A 17,624-nucleotide genomic window follows, 5' to 3' on the forward strand; every position below is an offset into this window, starting at 1 on the left:
TAAAGAGTAAAGAGTAAAGAGTAAAGAGTAAAGAGTAAAGAGTTAGCAAAAAAAAAGTGTCAAATTCTACGAATTTGACACTTTTTTTTTGCTAAAAATCTAAAAATCTAAAAATCTAAAAATCTAAAAATCTAAAAATCTAAAAATCTAAAAATCTAAAAATCTAAAAATCTAAAAATCTAAAAATCTAAAAATCTAAAAATCTAAAAATCTAAAAATCTAAAAATCTAAAAATCTAAAAATCTAAAAATCTAAAAATCTAAATTATTTTTTATCAACTACTGGTCTGTTTTCTCTATTAGCTAAATCCCAAGCTATTACAAATGCCAATTGAGTTCTTTTTGTTAAAGCATCATACTCAATTTTTTCAGGTCTATCCCCTTTTTTGTGGTAATCTTCATGAACTCCATTGAACAAAAACACAGAAGGAATACCAAGTTTAGCAAAATTATAATGATCAGAGCGCTCATAAAAATGATTTGGGTCTTTTGGATCATTGAATTTAAAATCTAAATCGATCTTAGTATATTTTTCGTTTTGAGCTACTACAATATTATGCAAATCGCTAGATAGTCTATCGGCACCAATTACATAAACGTAATTATTTGAATTTGCATGTTCTACATCGCGACGTCCGATCATGTCGATATTAAGATCTGCTATTGTATTTGCTATTGGGAACAATGGATTTTCTGAGTAAAAACGTGAACCATGTAAGCCGTGCTCTTCTCCGGTAACGTGTAAGAAAAGGATAGAACGTTTTGGACCGTGCCCATCTTTTTTTGCTTTGGCAAATGCCTGAGCCATTTCTAGCAAGGCTACTGTTCCAGATCCATCATCATCGGCTCCATTATAGATGTCACCATTTTTCATTCCTACGTGATCATAATGAGCTGAAAGTACTACTATTTCATCTGGTTTCTCTGTTCCTTCAATATACGCCCAAATGTTTTCTGAATCAGGTAAGTTTTGGTTTCTTTTCGCATTTAAGTACGATGCAGGAATGTGTTGGTAATAATCTTTTGCTCCTTTAGGAAAAGTAACTTTATCTTTTTTATATTGATCGATAAGATAAAGACCAGCTTTTTTTTGTCCTTTAGAGCCTGTTTCTCTTCCTTCCATTTCATCTGAAGCTACAATATAAAGGTGCTTTTTTAAATCAGCAGCTGTTATAGTGTTTATATATTTGGTTGGATCTGAATTATCTTTTGCAACGACACCTTGAGTGTTTTTGCATGAAAACGCCGAAGCGATTAATAATAGAATTGTGATTTTTTTCATATTTGGTTTAGTGTATATTTATGAATGTGTAAAATGCATATAGTATCAGTAAAAATAAGATAAAAAATGAATTTATGAAGAGTAATATCATGCTTTTAAAAAATGATATTGTTCTTGTTTCTCCATAAAATCGGTGATGTGCAGGGAAAAAATAATAGAACATCCATGCTAACCCTATAAAAGTTATAAAATTAATTATAGTGTTTACAAAAGTAGAATCTATTAAATTGCCTATTTTGTTAATCGAGAATAGAATTAAAAAAAGGAGCAATAGAAACGAAAAATAATGCAGGGTAAAGATGCCGTGATCAAAATAATACCAACGTTTTTTATTATGAAAAAGCCATAAGAAGAATGCGAAAAATGGCATGATGATAAATAAAATTTTAGGGATATTATGTATAAAGTTTTCTATGAATTTATTGATTGCTTGTTTACCTGTGTTTTGATCTTTTATAACTTGCACTTTTCGGTTTATCCAATAACTAAAATCGGAAAGTTTTTCAGATTTTGTGCCATATTTTTGAACTGAGTCTAATTCTCTAACTGATTTATAACCAAATTTGATTAAACTTCCCTTTTGTGATTTGGGATTATTCAATACCTCTTGGATATCTTTTTTGTCTTCGTCAGATATTGTATTAGAGTCTAATAGGACTTTAATGTCTTTGTTGTTTTTTAGTGTATCTCTTATAACTGAAGTTTGTTTCTGGATACTATCAGAGTCAAAAGTCTCATTTACATCATCATTCACATGAACTGGAAACATTGCAATTAAAAGAAAAGTAACAAAACTTATAAAGATGTATAAACGAACTGGCGCTAAATAGGACAAGCGTTTTCCCGAAAGGTATTCTTTAGTTAGTGCAGATGGTTTAAATAAAAGGTTTTTGATAGTACGCCAAAAAGCGTTCTCATAATGCGTTAAATCTTCAAAAAAATGAATAAATAAATGGTGGAATGTTTTTCGAGTATCAGTGTTTTCTTGTCCACAATTGGGACAAAATTTTTGTTCAACAACATGCCTGCAATTTAGGCAGGTTTTATCTTTTCTTAAAGCACTTTTTGACATAAAGAATTTGGTTTGTTTTTTTTGGTTTGAGATAGTTATGATTTTTTTAAGACTTCATTTTTTAAAAAAAAAGTTTTTGAATATTCGAATGAATGTTTAGTGTATATTAATGAATGTATAAAATGCAAATACAAATAGCAAAAATAGCATGAAAAGCATATTTATGAATAACAATACGATGCTTTTAAGAAATGAGACTGTTCTTGTTTCTCCATAAAAACGGTGATGTGCAGGAAAAAAATAATAGAACATCCACACTAACCCTATAAATGTTAAAAAATTAATTACAGCGTCAATAAAAGAGGAGTTTATTAAAGCGCCTATTTTTCCAATTGAAAATAGAAACAAAAACAGTAGTAATAGAAACGAAAAATAATGTAAGGTAAATATACCGTGGTCAAAATAATACCAACGTTTTTTGTTATGTAAAAGCCATGAAAAGAATGCAAAAAGAGGCATAATAATAAATAAAACTTTTGGTAAATTATGTATAAAAGATTGTATGAATTTATCGAGAGCTTCTGCAGCGGTGTTTTGATCTTTTATAATTTGAATTTTTCTATTTATCCAATAGCCAAAATCCGAAAGCTTCTCCGATTTTGTGCCATATTTTTGGATTGAATCTAATTGTTCAAGAGATTTATATCCAACTTGTATAAAACTTCCATTTTTCGATTTGGGCTTACCAATGCTCACATGAAATGCATTTTTTTCATCTTTTGATATTGTACCAGTGTTAAATTCTATTTTTACTTCTTCGTTGTTTTTTAGTGAATCATTTATGATTGAAGCTTGTTTTTGGATATTTTCGGTACTAAAAGCTTTATTTATACTATGATCCACATGGATTGGGAACATTGCTATTAGAAGAAAAGTAACAAAACTAATGAAGATGTATAAACGCACTGGTGCTAAATACGACAAACGTTTGCCAGAAAGGTATTCTTTAGTTAGTGCCGCTGGTTTAAATAAAAGATTTCTAATTGTGCGCCAAAAAGCATTTTCATAATGCGTTAAATCTTCAAAAAAATGAATAAATAAATGATGGAATGTTTTTCGAGTATCAGCGTTTTCTTGTCCACAATTGGGACAAAATTTTTGTTCAACAACATGTCTACAATTTAGGCAGGTTTTATCTTTTCTTAAAGTGCTTTTTGACATAAAGAATTTGGTTTGGTTTTTTGGTTAGAAATAGTTTAGGGCTATTTCTTTAAGACTTCATTTAAAAAAAGTTTTAAATGTTCAAATGAGCGTTTTGCGGCTTTTTCATTATAAGCAGCCCCTTTAGAATTGTCATTTCCTGCTTCGGGGTTAGTAAAAGAGTGTACAGCATTTGCATAATAAACCATTTGCCAGTCGGCTTTGGTATCACGCATTTCTTGTTGAAAAGAATCAATTTCTTCTTTTGAAACATAAGGATCATCTGCACCGTGACAAACTAAAACTTTTGTGGTAATAGGTTGTGCTGGACGCTTACTATTTTTTCCTAAGCCACCATGAAATGAAACAACTCCTTGAACATTGAGATGACCTCTTGCCGCTTCAAGAGCACCTGTTCCTCCAAAGCAATACCCTATTATAACCGTATTGTTAACATTAGCACCAGATTTTACTAATTGTTGTAAGGCTAGGTTGATTCTATTTTGATAAATACTAAAATTGTTTTTGTAATACCCAGACAGTTTACCAGCTTCTGTATTATCGTTCGGATAGTTTCCTTGTCCATAAATATCTGCAATGAAAACATGATAACCTAGGTTGGCTAGGTCTTCTGCAATTTCTTTTGATGCATTATCTATTCCCTTCCAAGCTGGAAGTATTAAAATCCCAGGGTTTTCATTACTTTTTGTTGTCGGACTTATGGCTAGTCCATTTAAAACTTGACTACCATCTGTATATTTTACGGGTTTCAATTGTGCATTCATAATGTTGCAAAAAAGTAAAGAAGTGAATAAGAATAGGGGGAATGTTTTCATAGTTTCATAAATTTAAACAAATATTAGAAATTTAATGTTAAAAAAAAATTTGAAAAATAAATTTCTTCCAAGTTTTTAGATCAGGTAAAAATTAGTTACCAGGATGATATGTTTTTTCAGCATTTTTAATAACGTCTTCTTTGTAAAACAAGACTTCTTTAAATATTCCTTTTTGGTACATTTCGGCTTGGTCAATAAAGTGCTTTGAATTAGGGTCTCCGCTATTTCCTCCAGCCAATAATGATTTTGCTTTTATTTTGTTACCAAATTCAACTGCACAAACAAAGCTATTGCCGTTATATCCGTAACGCTTTTTGGAGTCATTTTGAAAGCTACTTTTGTATGAAGGTAAACTACCCCAAGAGCCAGGACCAAAAGCAATTGGTAAGCTTGGTTTAGAATCGTCATATTTTAGATCAATAGCACCGCTAGAGCGTTGAAAACGATTAATTTCACCCCAAGCTACTTTCCATGTTCCCCATTTTGATTTTAGTTCTTTTAAAACCGATTGTAATTGTGGGATTACTTGTTCTGTAGTTGCATTTTTTGCAAAATTTTTGGTATTTTCAACCTGATCCAATTCACCTTCATCAATATAGGCTTTTTGGATAATTGGATCTAATTTGTATGCCCATTCGACTGCTAATGTTGTTGCTACAGAATTTTCATTAGCATAGTAATCCCAATCTTTTAGAATAGCAATTGATTCGGCTAGAGCAGCATATTCAGGATCTGTAATTTTTAAGTTTTTTTCAAAAACAGTAATTAAACTTGGAATCAAAATTTCGAAAATAGATAATTTAGTGTCATATCCTTCGGCAATTACTTTGTCTAAGGTGTAATTGTTTCCTTTGCTAAATAATCGGACAGCATTTACTCCTCTAAAATTTTCGCCATCTGGAGCCATATAAGGCAAGAAGTTTTCTTTTTTCGGGCTGTTGTCTCCTGCAACTGTATACGGGGTAGAATTACAGTTTTGAAGCCATCCATTTGCAGGATTATATAAGTGTACAGTTTCATTTACTTCGTGCAAGCCTTTCCATTGTGTTGATGAAACTGAGCCATCGACTACTTTTGACCAATTGAGTTTTTTGTCTCTTATCGGGATAAAGTTCCCATGCCAGTATGCTATGTTTCCTTTGTTATCGGCATAAACGGTATTGTTAGAAGTATTGGCTTTTAAATCCATTGCTTTTTTATAGTCTTCAAAATTAGTGGACTTTGTTCTTACCCAGCTCTGAACAAGACTTGTCATCGACCGATTATTCGATTTTAAGCTAATCCATTTTCCATCACGTTGTGCCATAATTGGGCCGTTATTGGTGAAATACGTTTTGAATTTTTTAGGAACTAATTTTCCATTTTCAGCGTAACTGATTGTGATTTCCTTTTCGATAATCGGCAGTAGCTTTTTATCATATTCATAAAAGATTTTGTTGTTTTTGCGAACAATTTTTTCGGCATACATATCAGCAACATCTACATTTGAAGAGGTATGCATCCAGCCACAGTTCTCATTAAAACCTTGGTAAACAAAAAACTGTCCCCAAGTTACGGCTCCATACACATTTAAACCTTCTTCGCTTGTTACTTGGACTTCGGGTCTAAAATAAAAAGTAGTATGCGGATTGATGTATAAAATAGCATTCCCGTCGACTGTTTTTGATGGAGAAAACGCAAAGCCATTTGAGCCTGTTTGTACATTTTTTTCTCTTTCTACATAGGCTACTTTGTCATTGTTTCCAGAGTAAAACGCTTTTAATTCTCCAGTTGTAAGGTCAGCAGTACTTATAGCCCCGATACTTCCATCTGTCCAGAGTAAAGGAAACCAAGGTTCAAAATGTGTTAAAAGCGCTGGTTTTACTTCAGGGTGTTTGTGTAGATAAAAGTTGATCGCATCGGCATAGCTATTTAGAAGTTTTTTAAGCCAGACAGGAGCTTTTTTATAATCTGCTTTTGCCTCTTGAGTATCAATTAAAAGGCGTATTTCTAAATCATTATATAAAACCGCTTGTCCTTTTATTTCAGAAAGACGCCCGAGTTTTTCGATATAATTCATTTCGATTCGTTTAAAGTCGTCTTCGCATTGTGCGTAAAGCAAACCAAAGACGGCATCGGCATCGGTTTTCCCATAAACATGTGGAATTCCCCAATTGTCTCTAATTATAGTAACTTGCTGTGCTAGTTTTTCAAGACGACTAATCTCTTTTGGATTTATTTTTTGTGCCGTAATTTGTAAGCTTATGCAAGAAACAAAAAAGCTTATTTTTATTATTTTAATGTAATCGAACATAGTTATTTGATGTTAAATTTTTGTCCAGCAGTATAAATACTCATTTGAAGATTCTCTATTGAAATTAGATTGTTGTTTTTAGCTTTCACAATTCCTTTAGGATTTCTAACCACAATAACTTCGCTATCACCTGCAACTTCAACTTGATTGTTTCTAACAATAATTGCAGTGGCTTCATCAATTCCGATTCCTGTTAAAGTTGGGAACTCAACTAAAGCAGTTAGAAGTCGGTTGTAACGATTTCTTTTTAAAAAATGCTGATCGATAATAGCTGTTTTTAGTAAACCTAAACCCTCTGAAGTTTCTAGGTTATTGTATCTAATATTATCAAAAGTTCCTGAATATTCTTTTTGCAATTTTTGATTTCCAGTTATCATTTTCTCCGACATAACTGCTGCGCCTGCACTTGTGCCCGAAATGGTACTTCCGTTTTCATACGCTTTTTTTATAGCAGTTTTTATTGGTGTATTCTGAACAATATCCATAAATCGTGATTGATCGCCTCCACTTATAAAAATTAGTTTTGCTTTTTGTAGCGAGTCAGTTAAGGTTTTATTTTGTGCTGTTTCTTTATTAAAATTGAGCATGACAATTGGGTTTGTTGTCAATTTTAGCATTTGTGTTTTAAAAAAGATAAAAGAACTATCTGGTTCTTCACTTGACATTGGTAAAACAACGATGTAATCTTTTTTAGTTAAGTCGGCAACGTTTATGACTTGTCTCATTAAATTGTCGGATCGGTCTCCTCCTCCAATTATAAAAAGTTTTCCTTTGGGTGATTGTGCCTGAAGGAAGCAACTCATGAATAGGAGTGAAATCAATAATGGTGTTTTTGACAAGTATTTGAATAGTAGCTGGTTTTTCATGGTTTATTTGGTTTAGTTAAGGTATAGTTGCAATAAATCTTAAGAGCGATGTATTTACTATAAAAAGAACATCTTTTATTTTTTCTAAATCTACTTTTGAGGCTACATCTCGCATGGAGTGGTAATCTTCATGAAAACCACTGAAATAAGTCATAATAGGAATTCCTTTTTCAGAAAAAGACGCATAATCACTTCCGGTATGTCCGTTGGTTTCCCAAAGATCGAGTGTAAAAGGTTTTGAAAGTTTACTGTTGCTATAATTTACAATTTCCTTTAAATAACCCGTTTCTTTTTGTGTTCCAATACTTAAAACGCGGTGGGTTTTATCTTCTGGAGCACTTCTGGAAATCATATCCATATTAACAGCAAGCAGTATTTTTTGTTTTTTAAGATCAAAATTATCAATGAAATATTGACTTCCTAAAAGGCCCATTTCTTCTGCAGTCCATGAAGCAAATAAGATGTTGCATGGCGGTTTTATTTTTGATTCAGACCAGTTTTTGGCTAAAGCCAACATTCCGGAAACGCCCGATGCATTATCGTCAGCTCCATTATAGATTGTATCATTTTTAATTCCTAAATGGTCATAATGTGCACCTACAATAATAGTTTTGGTGCTATCTTTTCCTCGAATCATTCCTAAAACATTACGAACAGGAAAAGTTTTTGAATTTAGGGCTATTGTGAAATTAACTTTCGTGTTTTTTAATAGAATAGAAGCTGTTTTTAATTTCTTTGCGGCATCTTTTTCAACTGATTCGATTGAAATACCAGTTCCAGAAAAAAGTTTTTCGGCCGCTGATTTACTTAATTTAAAAATTGGAATTGATGTTGTAGTTCTGGTTTCTAAAGAATGAAAAATCTCCTTTTCTTTAGAATTTTTAGGTTTGTAATCCCCGTTTGTATCTATGATAATTAGTGCAATTGCACCTCTGTTTATAGCCGTTTGTAGCTTGATTTCTTCTAAATTATTCTCTTCTGGAAATAACTTTATAAATTTTTTATAGGTTACCGAAGTGCTGTCCTGATGACCTGGAAATCCTTTTAAAACAACGATAATTTTCCCTTTTACATTTATGTTTTTATAATCATCATAGTCTTCTTTGGGAATAGTTAATCCATAACCCGCAAAGACAATTTGTGCTTCATTTTGTAATGATTGCGCTATTGGGGTGACTTGAAAATCATTATCGGAAGAGAGTTGGATTTTTTCTGTGCTTCCTTTTATTATTTCAAAGGTTGTTTTATTTACGGTATGTTCACGGATTTTAAAGTCTTGAAAATAACCAGATTTTGAATAGTAAGGAATTAATTGATACTGTTGCATCATCGAAGCAATATAATCAGAAGCCATAAATCCTCCTTTTTGAGTTGCTCCTCGACCTTCCATCCAATCTGAAGCTAAAAAGGAAAGTGTTCCTGAAAAATCACTTTTGGATGGATTTGAAATTGTAGTTTGCGAAAACATGACTGATTTACAGAGTAATAAAAATACTGATAAAAGAAATTGTGATCGCATCTTTTCAAATTTATTAAGGTTGATTATAAAGTAATATTTCGCTTAAAAGCACAACCTAATTCAATAATAGAATCAGTTTTAGCAATTCCAGGAATACTATCAATTTTTTCATAGAGTATTTTTCTCATGTGTTCATGATTGGTAGCTATGATTTTTATGTAAAGGGTGAATGAGCCTGTTACAAAATAACATTCGGTAATTTCTGGAATTTCTTTTAAGGCTTGTATTACGCGATCGGAATCTGAATCTTTGTTAAGAGTAATTCCTGTAAATGATGCCCAATCGTATCCAATTTTTTTCTCATTTACAACAGGTTTAATTCCAGTTAAAATACCATTGTCAATTAGTCTGTTAACTCGTTGATGGACCATCGTGTTCGAAATTTTCAGTGTCGAAGCGATAGAGGAGAAGGCCATTCTGCCATCTTTCTCTAACTCTTTTATGATGCTAATATCGAATTCGTCTAATATATCCATTGTTTTCTTTTGAATTAAAAATGAGTGTTTCTGTTAGTTATAAAAGTAATTATTTTTTATGATTTTCAAATAGGACAAACCAGAATAGTTCTATTTAAATATGACTTAATTTTGTGTTAATAAAGTTTATATTTTGTAAAATAAATAAATTTTGAGTCATAATAACTTTTATTGTTGTGTGACATATAAAAATGGCTATTTTTGTAACTTAAGTTTAAAAAATAAATAATCATGCAGACAAAACAAAACCTTTCATCAAAATCAGAAGTCTTGATTGAAAAAGAAAATAAGTATGGAGCTCATAATTATCACCCACTTCCAGTTGTTATTGAAAGAGGTGAAGGTGTTTATGTTTGGGATGTAGATGGAAAGAAGTATTATGACTTTTTATCTGCTTATTCAGCAGTAAACCAAGGACATTGTCATCCAAGAATTGTGAAAGCAATGGTTGATCAAGCTCAAAAATTAACCTTGACTTCGCGTGCTTTTTATAATGACCAATTAGGTCCTTATGAAGAATATGTAACCAAATATTTTGGTTTTGATAAAGTCTTACCTATGAATACGGGAGCTGAGGCTGTTGAAACTGCGCTTAAAGTGTGTAGAAAATGGGCTTATGAAGTTAAAGGTATTCCTGAGAACCAAGCGCAAATTATTGTTTGTGAGAATAATTTTCATGGTAGAACAACTACAATCATTTCATTCTCAAATGATGAAACTGCTCGTAAAAACTTCGGACCATTTACTGATGGATTTATAAAAATAGAATATGACAATCTTGAAGCTCTTAAAAAAGCATTAGAATCGTCAACAAATATTGCTGGATTTTTGGTAGAACCAATTCAAGGTGAAGCTGGTGTTTATGTTCCTTCTGAAGGATATTTAGCAAAAGCAAAAGCATTATGTGAAGCGCATAATGTGTTATTTATTGCCGATGAAGTTCAGACTGGAATTGCACGTACAGGAAAATTATTAGCTGTTCATCATGAAAATGTACAACCTGATATTCTAATTTTAGGTAAAGCAATTTCTGGTGGAGTTTATCCTGTTTCTGCTGTTTTGTGTAATGACGAAATCATGAATGTTATTAAACCAGGACAACACGGATCTACTTTTGGAGGAAACCCCATTGCTGCTGCTGTTGCAATTGCGGCCCTTGAAGTAATTAAAGATGAGAAACTTGCTGAAAACGCGGAGCGTTTAGGTATTATTTTAAGAAAAGGTCTAAATGAAATTGCTGAAAGAAATAACTTAATCACGCTAGTTCGCGGTAAAGGATTATTGAATGCTATTGTAATAAATTGCGGTGAAGACTCTGATTTGGCTTGGGATATTTGTCTTAAATTCAGAGACAATGGATTATTAGCTAAACCAACGCATGGAAATAAAATTAGATTAGCGCCACCATTGGTAATGACAGAATCTCAAATACAGGAGTGTCTTGAAATTATCGAGAAATCTTTGAATGATTTTAAAATCTAAATTTAATAGTTACAAAATAGATATAAAAAAAACCATTCGTTTAACGAATGGTTTTTTAGGTTTATATTGGTTTTGCTTAGAAATTATATCCTGGATTCTGAGTAATTTTTTTGTTAGTATCCATTTCTTTTAATGGAATTGGGAAAACTAAATTATCAGCGTTAAAAAGAATCAAATCAGATTCATCTCCGGTTTCGCTAATATCGATAGAACGTTTTGTTCTTCTGATATCATGAATTAAAAATCCTTCCATTCCTAGTTCTAGTTCTCTTTCAAGTAAAATATCGTCTATAGTTACCGATGGCAAATCAGCGGCATTAGCTCTTGCTCTAACAAAATTTATATCGGCGAGTGGTGTATTACCAACATTGGTACCTTCTTGAAAGTTAGCCTCTGCTCTTATTAAGTACATTTCAGCCAGACGAATAATAGTGACATTTGCAAATTGATCATTAAATTTTGAAGTTAGCACTGTTTCGCTTGCTTCATCAAAATAATTAAAAGTGCCTCTTTCGTCATTAGGGTCTGTAAATTTTTCTAAATAATGATCTCTGATAGAAAAATCTCCTCCACGTCCACCATTACTCTGAGATGCGTAGAAAGTGTTTACATCGTTTAAACCAGTTTGTTTTGTAATTTGGATAGCAAATACATCTTCTGTTTGATCTGTTTCATGATTAAAAGCCGCAGTATAATTAGTAGATAAACGATGACCACTATTTTGGATTACATCATTTGCTGCGTCTCTAGCAGCAGCATAATTACTTTGTTGTAGATACACTCTAGCTAGTAGCGCTTTTGCAGCATACTTGTCTGCATAAAAAGTATTATCTTCTGGCAAATTAGTATAAGCAAGATTTAAACCGTCGATGATTACTTTATATACTTCTTCAACAGTACTTCTTTCTTTAGATAAATCAACGTTAAAATCGTATATCGCTTTATCTCTAATAACGACACCTAATTGGCTATTCGTTTGTCCTTTTTCGTAAGGTTTAGCAAAGAAACGAACCAAATCAAAATAAGCCAATGATCTTAAGAAGTTTGCCTCTCCGATCATAACATCTCGTTTGTTTGAATTTTTTACTTTATCGATATTATCGATAACTGTGTTAGTAGCATTAATGATTTCGTAACATCTAGAATAAGTTCCTTGAATAATTACATTATCGGCTAGCATTGATTTGTAGTACATTTGCTCAAGCTCACCGTAAGTACCAGTCCATTCTAAGTCAGTTGTTTCATCAGATGCACTAACGCCAAGTAAATCGGCATACAATAAAATTCTTCCGCCATAAGCGTTGCCATTGGCCGCTAAAGCATACGCACCTGTCAAAATTTGTGTTACACCTTCCTCAGTGCTTATTGTCTGATTAGCATCTTCTGTCTGTTTGGGATCAAGATCTAATTCGTTTTCGCAACTTGTCAGTAAGATTGCAAAAAGCATAAATAGTATTAATTTATATGATTTCATTTTTGTCGTATTAAAAATTAATATTTACTCCCATTGCGATTGTTCTAGCAGGAGGAGCTGAGTAAAATTCTTGGCCAATAGATTCATTATCATCTCGTCTAGCTTCGGGATCGTAACCACTGTAGTTTGTAAAGGTTAGTAAATTAACACCTGTGAAATATACTCTTAAACTGCTCATTCCAAGTTCTTTTGTTACATCTTTAGGAAGAGTGTATCCAAAAGTTAGGTTTCTTAAACGTACAAAGTCTGCTTTGTCTAAATAACGAGTAGAATTTTCAATACCATTTCCTTGACCATATCTAGCTTGAGGTACATTGGTGATGTCACCCGGTTTTTGCCAACGGTTTAGTTGATCAATTGTTTGATTATCAAAATAATCTCCTGCTGTTGACATGTACTGACCAGCTGAGTTATAGATGCTTGCTCCCCATTCTCCTTGAAATGTAAATGTAAAGTCAAACCCTTTATAGTTTATTGTATTGGTTAAACCAGCCATTAACGTAGGGAAAGGGTTTCCTGCTATAACCCTAGACGCTTCACTATAGTTGTTTGTAGTGCTTCTATCGATGGTTCCATCTGCATTTTTAGTGTTTTTTACAAAAAGAGCATCACCATTTTGAACATCTACACCACCATATTCTACCAAGTAAAAAGAAGAAATGTTTTCTCCAACTCTATTAATTGTTGGTGTTGATATGATATCTGTATTGTTGTTAGGTAAAGATTTTACTTTCGATTTATTTGTTGTCAAATTGATACTTGTATTCCATTTGAAATTTTCTGTTTCAATGTTTTTTGTGTTCAAAGTAAATTCGAAACCTTTGCTTTCTACTTCACCAATGTTTTTATTAATTGAAGGTGTTGTACCTGCACCTGAACTTAGAGCTAATGGTACACTAAAAAGGAGGCCATCAGTGTTCTTTTGATAATAATCTACTTCAAAATTGATTCGGTTTATAAACCCAAGTTCAATACCTATATCGGTTTGTGTTGATTTTTCCCAAGTAAGTTCTGGGTTTCCTGGTTGTTGAAATGTAAGTCCAGATTTTAGATTATATGGATTCGTTTGATATAATTGACGAGAAGCAAAATTTCCTATCTCTGCATTTCCAACTTTACCCCAACTTCCTTTCAATTTTAAATAGGTTAAAACGGTATTGTCTTTTAAGAAATTTTCTTGCGACATAACCCAACCTGCTGAGAATGCTGGGAATATTCCAAATCTTTCATCTTTTCCAAAACGAGATGATCCATCACGACGGATACTAGCCTTGAATAAATATTTATTGGCATATGCGTAATTGAGTCTTACGAATTGTGAAACAAATGTAAAATCAGTTTCGCTACCATGCCCTTCGTTAACCTCTGCACCGCCATCTACAGTTTGAAAGCCATCATTAGGGAAATAAATACTACCAACATCTTGGTAACGGCGATTGTATTTATTGAATTCCATACCTACTAATGCATTTACAACATGATTTTCTCCAAATACTTTATCATAGGTAAGATAATTACTTGAAACATAATTTTCAGTATTTACAGATGTAGCAAATACAGCCCCATCTGTGGCCATAAAAGGAGCATTTTTTCCTTGCCAATAATCTTCGGTTTGAGATAAAAGGTCGTATGAAAAATCAGAATTAAATTTCAAAGAAGGTAAAATTTTATATTCACCATATACTTTTCCAATAACTCTTCTCACAATAGTTTTCCAGAATGTATTGTCTTTAACTAATAAATAATTCGCATATTCTGTATTTGGATTTGCAGTTCCATCAGGTAATCTTGCAGGCGAAATTGGTGCTTGTGCAACAGATTGTAGCGGGGTAGCAAATGCATTGTCATCTTGAACTCTATGAATTATAGATCTTGAAAAACCGATGTTCATACCAGCAGTAAAACGATCTGATACTTTATGTGATACATTAGTTCTAGCATTAATTCTTTCTAAATTATTACTGTCAACAATTCCGATAGTTTTGTTATATGCTCCAGAAAAGTAGTATTTAGTTTTGTCATCACCACCAGAAACAGAGAAATCAGCGTCGGTAGTATACCCCGTTTTAATAGCTTCTTTTTGCCAGTCGGTATTTACTTCTCCATTTCTCCAATCCGTTCCTTGTGATAAAAAATCTAATTCTCTTTCCACTCTAGCTAATCTGCCTACGTTTGTACCAGCTTCTCTTAATAATTCTACATATTGTGTTGCGTTCAACCATTTTCTTGTGTGAGTGGCTTCGCTAACTCCTTGAGAAAGATTTATAGTAAAAGTTCCTTTACCGTCTTTACCTTTTTTAGTTGTTATAATAACGACTCCATTAGCACCTCTAGCGCCATAAATAGCTGCAGAAGAAGCATCTTTAAGTACATCAATAGATTCTATCTCGCTTGTACTTAAAGTTAAAAGAGGGTTTGTTGGTGCTCCATTTCCTGATTCGTCATCTGTAATTAAAGGAATTCCATCCAATACATACAAAGGTTGTGTACTAGCACTAATACTGGCAGCACCACGTACTCTAATGTTCATTCCACCATCTACTTTACCATTGGTTTGAGTAACTTGTACTCCTGCTAATTTACCAACCAAAGCATTTTGAAAATTAGAAACAGGGACTTGTTGAATGTCTTTTGCGGTAACACGCGCAATATTATCAGTCAAATTCTTTTTAGTCTGTGTTCCATAACCTACAACCACCACGGCATCTAGTTCATTTTGAGTCTCGGTTAATTCAATTGTCATCATATTTGATGCTGACACCTGAACGGTTGTAAAACTCACATAGCTCGCAATTAAAACATCTCCCTTTTTTGCTTCTATTTTAAATTTTCCATCAAAATCAGTTTGAGTACTGTTTTTTGTTCCTTTAACGATAATATTTACTCCAGGAATTGGAATTTTCTTAGTATCGGTCACTTTACCGGATATGAATCCTTCTTGTGCATTGGCTACTTGCATTATTAGTACCGACAAAAGCCACAAATAATACTTTAAGTTAATTTTCATTTTTTTAAAGTTTAAGGTTAATATTCAAATGTCTTAAATATATGTTAATTTATACTTTTTTTTAACATAAAATATCACAAATAATTAATGTTTTGTGTAAATCGTAACAATTTTGATTCAATTTGCGCAATTCTGTTAAAAACAACTGAGGTAATTATCAATAATTTAATTTTTAGATAGTTTTATTTGTTTTTATTATTGCTATTTAACTTTTTGACTGTGTTATTTGTGTGTTTTTTCTTTGTTTGTTGGTTTTAAATTGTCTTTAATGTTAAAATGCGTTTGTTTTAAGATATTGTTTTGGTCATGATTAGTTAAAAAATAAAAAATAACAACTATTCTTTTTTATTATTTCTAATTGATGTCTCCTTAGTTTTTTCATTTTCAATAAGTTGATTGATTGTTTTTTTTCTTCTTTGTGGGATAGATTAATGAAGAGGCTTTTGTTAATTTAAAAATGGCTCTTAAATTATTATTTGACACAACAATTGACTCTTCAGATTGTAGTAAAGTAGATTTCAAATTCTATTTGATACATTTTTATAATAGAGTTAAAAGAATTAAGCTTAAATTTATGTATCTAAAAAAAAAACATATTAAACGATTGATGCTAAGAATGTTAAAGTAATTTTATTGAAATAATAAGTAAATAAAGATTTAGATATGAAAGATCTAGCAGTTTTTATTCTATGTGGAGGGAAAAAATCTCAAGAGCAATCAGATAAAGGATTAGTCTTGTTTAAAGACAAGCCCTTTGTCGAACATATTATTAAGGCAATTTTACCTATAACAAATAATATACAGTTAGTTACAAATAGTACTGATTATGATTATTTGGATTATAAAAAGATTAGAGATATTGAAATTGACAAGGGGCCTTTGGGGGGGATTTATACCGCTTTGTATTATTCTGAAACGGAGTTTAGTATAATTTTGAGTTGTGATATTCCTTTGATTTCTACTGAATTATTAGCTGAATTAATTGAAAAACATGATGATGAAGCTGTAATTACGGTCTTATCTTCGGAGAGTCGTATACATCCTTTGATTGGGATTTATGCAAAAAAAATTCTTCCAGATATAAAAGAAGCAATTGATAGGGGAGATTTAAAATTAATGAATCTGATTGTAAAAGTACCACACCAAATTATCAATTTTGATGAAAATCAAAATCAAAAATTTATTAATATTAATTCACTAGATGAGCTAAATGATCTTGATGCTAATTTAAATTCGATATTATGAAAACGAAACTGTCTTTAAATTAATTGCTTTATTTCTATAGCTTATTTTAAAAATTACTTTGTTTTATTTAGGCTGTCATAATAAAAAAGGGTTTAACTTTTAAAGTTAAACCCTAATCTAAGTTTATTTTTTCTTTTTTGATTTCGACTTTTTAGCCTTCTTCTTGGCTATTTTTTTTGCTTTAGCTTTTTCCTTTGCCTTTTTAGCTTTTTCTTTCTTTTTTGTTTTTGCTTTAAGTTTAGCTTTTTTGGCTTTCTCTTTTTTCTTGTCTTTTTTAGCTTTTTCTTTTTTCTTAGCTAATTTCTTTTTTTCTTTCTCTTTATCCTTGTCTTTTTCTTTCATCTTTTTTTTCTTTTTAGATTTTGATTTCTCTTTTATGATTTCATCAATTGCTCCAACAATTTTACCTGTACTAGGGGCTACAACTTTCTTCTCTTTTGTTGTAGTATTAGTCTTTTCTGTCTTTACAGCTTCTTTAGCTTCTGGAGGTGCTATTGGTGGTGTAGTTACTTTTTTTGCAGGAACACTTGGAGGTGTTTTTACTGCTATGGGAGTAGTTGTAGTTCCAGTTTCAGTAACGGGTTTAACTGGTGCTACTTTTTTTACAGGAGCTTTTTGTACAGCTTTTGTAACTGTTGCTCTTTTTACGGGTGCTTTGGTTGGAGCTTTTACTGCTGGCTTGGTTTCTTCTTTTTTGGTTTCTACTATTGGCTGCACGTTATCTGCCTTTGGTAAATCAGTATTTTGAGGAGTAGCCTCTGTTGCTTTTTTTTCCATATGATGTTGGCTTTATAATTGAAAAGTTCTGAAGTTAGTAATAGTGAAAGATTGACAACATGTTTAAATTGTTAATTTCCAGTAAAGTAAATATAAACAATAAAGATGTACGGTAATGTTAAGTTTTCCTCAATCTTATGATTAGTCCATTATATC

At 31.8% G+C, this 17,624-nt stretch carries 13 protein-coding genes; 2 read left to right on the top strand and 11 right to left on the bottom strand.

Going from position 1 to position 17,624, the window contains the following annotated elements; translation table 11 throughout:
• Window positions 1-264: 264 nt before the first annotated feature.
• The 8 genes from QWY99_RS05790 to QWY99_RS05825 form a co-directional block, all read right to left on the bottom strand.
• The gene (locus QWY99_RS05790) at window positions 265-1,281 is read right to left on the bottom strand and encodes a M28 family peptidase (protein ID WP_290262636.1); all 1,017 of its coding nucleotides are present in this window, start codon (window positions 1,279-1,281) and stop codon (window positions 265-267) included.
• A gap of 7 nt (window positions 1,282-1,288) precedes the next feature.
• On the bottom strand, window positions 1,289-2,353 hold the full coding sequence (locus QWY99_RS05795) for a DUF3667 domain-containing protein (RefSeq protein WP_290262639.1): 1,065 nt from the start codon (window positions 2,351-2,353) through the stop codon (window positions 1,289-1,291).
• A gap of 96 nt (window positions 2,354-2,449) precedes the next feature.
• A complete protein-coding gene (locus QWY99_RS05800) occupies window positions 2,450-3,514 on the bottom strand; it encodes a DUF3667 domain-containing protein (RefSeq protein ID WP_290262642.1) in 1,065 nt (354 codons plus the stop codon).
• Window positions 3,515-3,555: 41 nt separating this feature from the next.
• The gene (locus QWY99_RS05805; protein ID WP_290262645.1) at window positions 3,556-4,329 is read right to left on the bottom strand and encodes a dienelactone hydrolase family protein; all 774 of its coding nucleotides are present in this window, start codon (window positions 4,327-4,329) and stop codon (window positions 3,556-3,558) included.
• A gap of 91 nt (window positions 4,330-4,420) precedes the next feature.
• Window positions 4,421-6,622, bottom strand: coding sequence for a penicillin acylase family protein (locus QWY99_RS05810; protein WP_290262648.1), 2,202 nt, complete (start codon window positions 6,620-6,622; stop codon window positions 4,421-4,423).
• A 2-nt stretch (window positions 6,623-6,624) separates the two neighbouring features.
• Entirely contained in the window at window positions 6,625-7,488 is an 864-nt protein-coding gene (locus tag QWY99_RS05815; protein ID WP_290262651.1) for a cyanophycinase, read from the bottom strand.
• Window positions 7,489-7,504: 16 nt separating this feature from the next.
• Window positions 7,505-8,956 carry a M20/M25/M40 family metallo-hydrolase gene (locus QWY99_RS05820; RefSeq protein ID WP_290262654.1) on the bottom strand — a complete coding sequence of 484 codons (1,452 nt, stop codon included), beginning with the start codon at window positions 8,954-8,956 and terminating at the stop codon, window positions 7,505-7,507.
• A gap of 74 nt (window positions 8,957-9,030) precedes the next feature.
• Complete coding sequence (locus QWY99_RS05825; RefSeq protein ID WP_290262658.1) at window positions 9,031-9,483, bottom strand: Lrp/AsnC family transcriptional regulator; 453 nt, start codon at window positions 9,481-9,483, stop codon at window positions 9,031-9,033.
• Between the two features lie 231 nt (window positions 9,484-9,714).
• On the opposite strand from QWY99_RS05825, the gene rocD reads away from it, so the two are divergent.
• Complete coding sequence (rocD, locus tag QWY99_RS05830) at window positions 9,715-10,965, top strand: ornithine--oxo-acid transaminase (protein WP_379690685.1); 1,251 nt, start codon at window positions 9,715-9,717, stop codon at window positions 10,963-10,965.
• Window positions 10,966-11,041: 76 nt separating this feature from the next.
• Here rocD and QWY99_RS05835 read toward each other — a convergent pair whose 3' ends face one another.
• Window positions 11,042-12,439 carry a RagB/SusD family nutrient uptake outer membrane protein gene (locus QWY99_RS05835; RefSeq protein WP_290262660.1) on the bottom strand — a complete coding sequence of 466 codons (1,398 nt, stop codon included), beginning with the start codon at window positions 12,437-12,439 and terminating at the stop codon, window positions 11,042-11,044.
• 10 nt (window positions 12,440-12,449) lie between these two features.
• Window positions 12,450-15,446 (bottom strand): SusC/RagA family TonB-linked outer membrane protein, encoded by a 2,997-nt coding sequence (locus tag QWY99_RS05840; protein ID WP_290262663.1) that lies wholly within the window; start codon window positions 15,444-15,446, stop codon window positions 12,450-12,452.
• 663 nt (window positions 15,447-16,109) lie between these two features.
• Between QWY99_RS05840 and QWY99_RS05845 the strand changes: the two genes are divergently transcribed.
• On the top strand, window positions 16,110-16,691 hold the full coding sequence (locus QWY99_RS05845; RefSeq protein WP_290262666.1) for a molybdenum cofactor guanylyltransferase: 582 nt from the start codon (window positions 16,110-16,112) through the stop codon (window positions 16,689-16,691).
• A 123-nt stretch (window positions 16,692-16,814) separates the two neighbouring features.
• Here QWY99_RS05845 and QWY99_RS05850 read toward each other — a convergent pair whose 3' ends face one another.
• Complete coding sequence (locus QWY99_RS05850) at window positions 16,815-17,468, bottom strand: hypothetical protein (protein WP_290262668.1); 654 nt, start codon at window positions 17,466-17,468, stop codon at window positions 16,815-16,817.
• Window positions 17,469-17,624 lie beyond the last annotated feature (156 nt).

It is taken from the genome of Flavobacterium branchiarum (genome assembly GCF_030409845.1).
GTDB lineage: Bacteria > Bacteroidota > Bacteroidia > Flavobacteriales > Flavobacteriaceae > Flavobacterium > Flavobacterium branchiarum.

Excerpts from the sequence above, each read along its gene's own strand:
- QWY99_RS05805 (WP_290262645.1), bottom strand. The coding sequence starts at position 4,329 with ATGAAAACATTCCCCCTATTCTTATTCACTTCTTTACTTTTTTGCAAC.
- QWY99_RS05815 (WP_290262651.1), bottom strand. The coding sequence starts at position 7,488 with ATGAAAAACCAGCTACTATTCAAATACTTGTCAAAAACACCATTATTG.
- QWY99_RS05810 (WP_290262648.1), bottom strand. The coding sequence starts at position 6,622 with ATGTTCGATTACATTAAAATAATAAAAATAAGCTTTTTTGTTTCTTGC.
- QWY99_RS05795 (WP_290262639.1), bottom strand. The coding sequence starts at position 2,353 with ATGTCAAAAAGTGCTTTAAGAAAAGATAAAACCTGCCTAAATTGCAGG.
- rocD (WP_379690685.1), top strand. The coding sequence starts at position 9,715 with ATGCAGACAAAACAAAACCTTTCATCAAAATCAGAAGTCTTGATTGAA.
- QWY99_RS05835 (WP_290262660.1), bottom strand. The coding sequence starts at position 12,439 with ATGAAATCATATAAATTAATACTATTTATGCTTTTTGCAATCTTACTG.
- QWY99_RS05800 (WP_290262642.1), bottom strand. The coding sequence starts at position 3,514 with ATGTCAAAAAGCACTTTAAGAAAAGATAAAACCTGCCTAAATTGTAGA.
- QWY99_RS05840 (WP_290262663.1), bottom strand. The coding sequence starts at position 15,446 with ATGAAAATTAACTTAAAGTATTATTTGTGGCTTTTGTCGGTACTAATA.
- QWY99_RS05845 (WP_290262666.1), top strand. The coding sequence starts at position 16,110 with ATGAAAGATCTAGCAGTTTTTATTCTATGTGGAGGGAAAAAATCTCAA.
- QWY99_RS05825 (WP_290262658.1), bottom strand. The coding sequence starts at position 9,483 with ATGGATATATTAGACGAATTCGATATTAGCATCATAAAAGAGTTAGAG.
- QWY99_RS05850 (WP_290262668.1), bottom strand. The coding sequence starts at position 17,468 with ATGGAAAAAAAAGCAACAGAGGCTACTCCTCAAAATACTGATTTACCA.
- QWY99_RS05790 (WP_290262636.1), bottom strand. The coding sequence starts at position 1,281 with ATGAAAAAAATCACAATTCTATTATTAATCGCTTCGGCGTTTTCATGC.
- QWY99_RS05820 (WP_290262654.1), bottom strand. The coding sequence starts at position 8,956 with ATGTTTTCGCAAACTACAATTTCAAATCCATCCAAAAGTGATTTTTCA.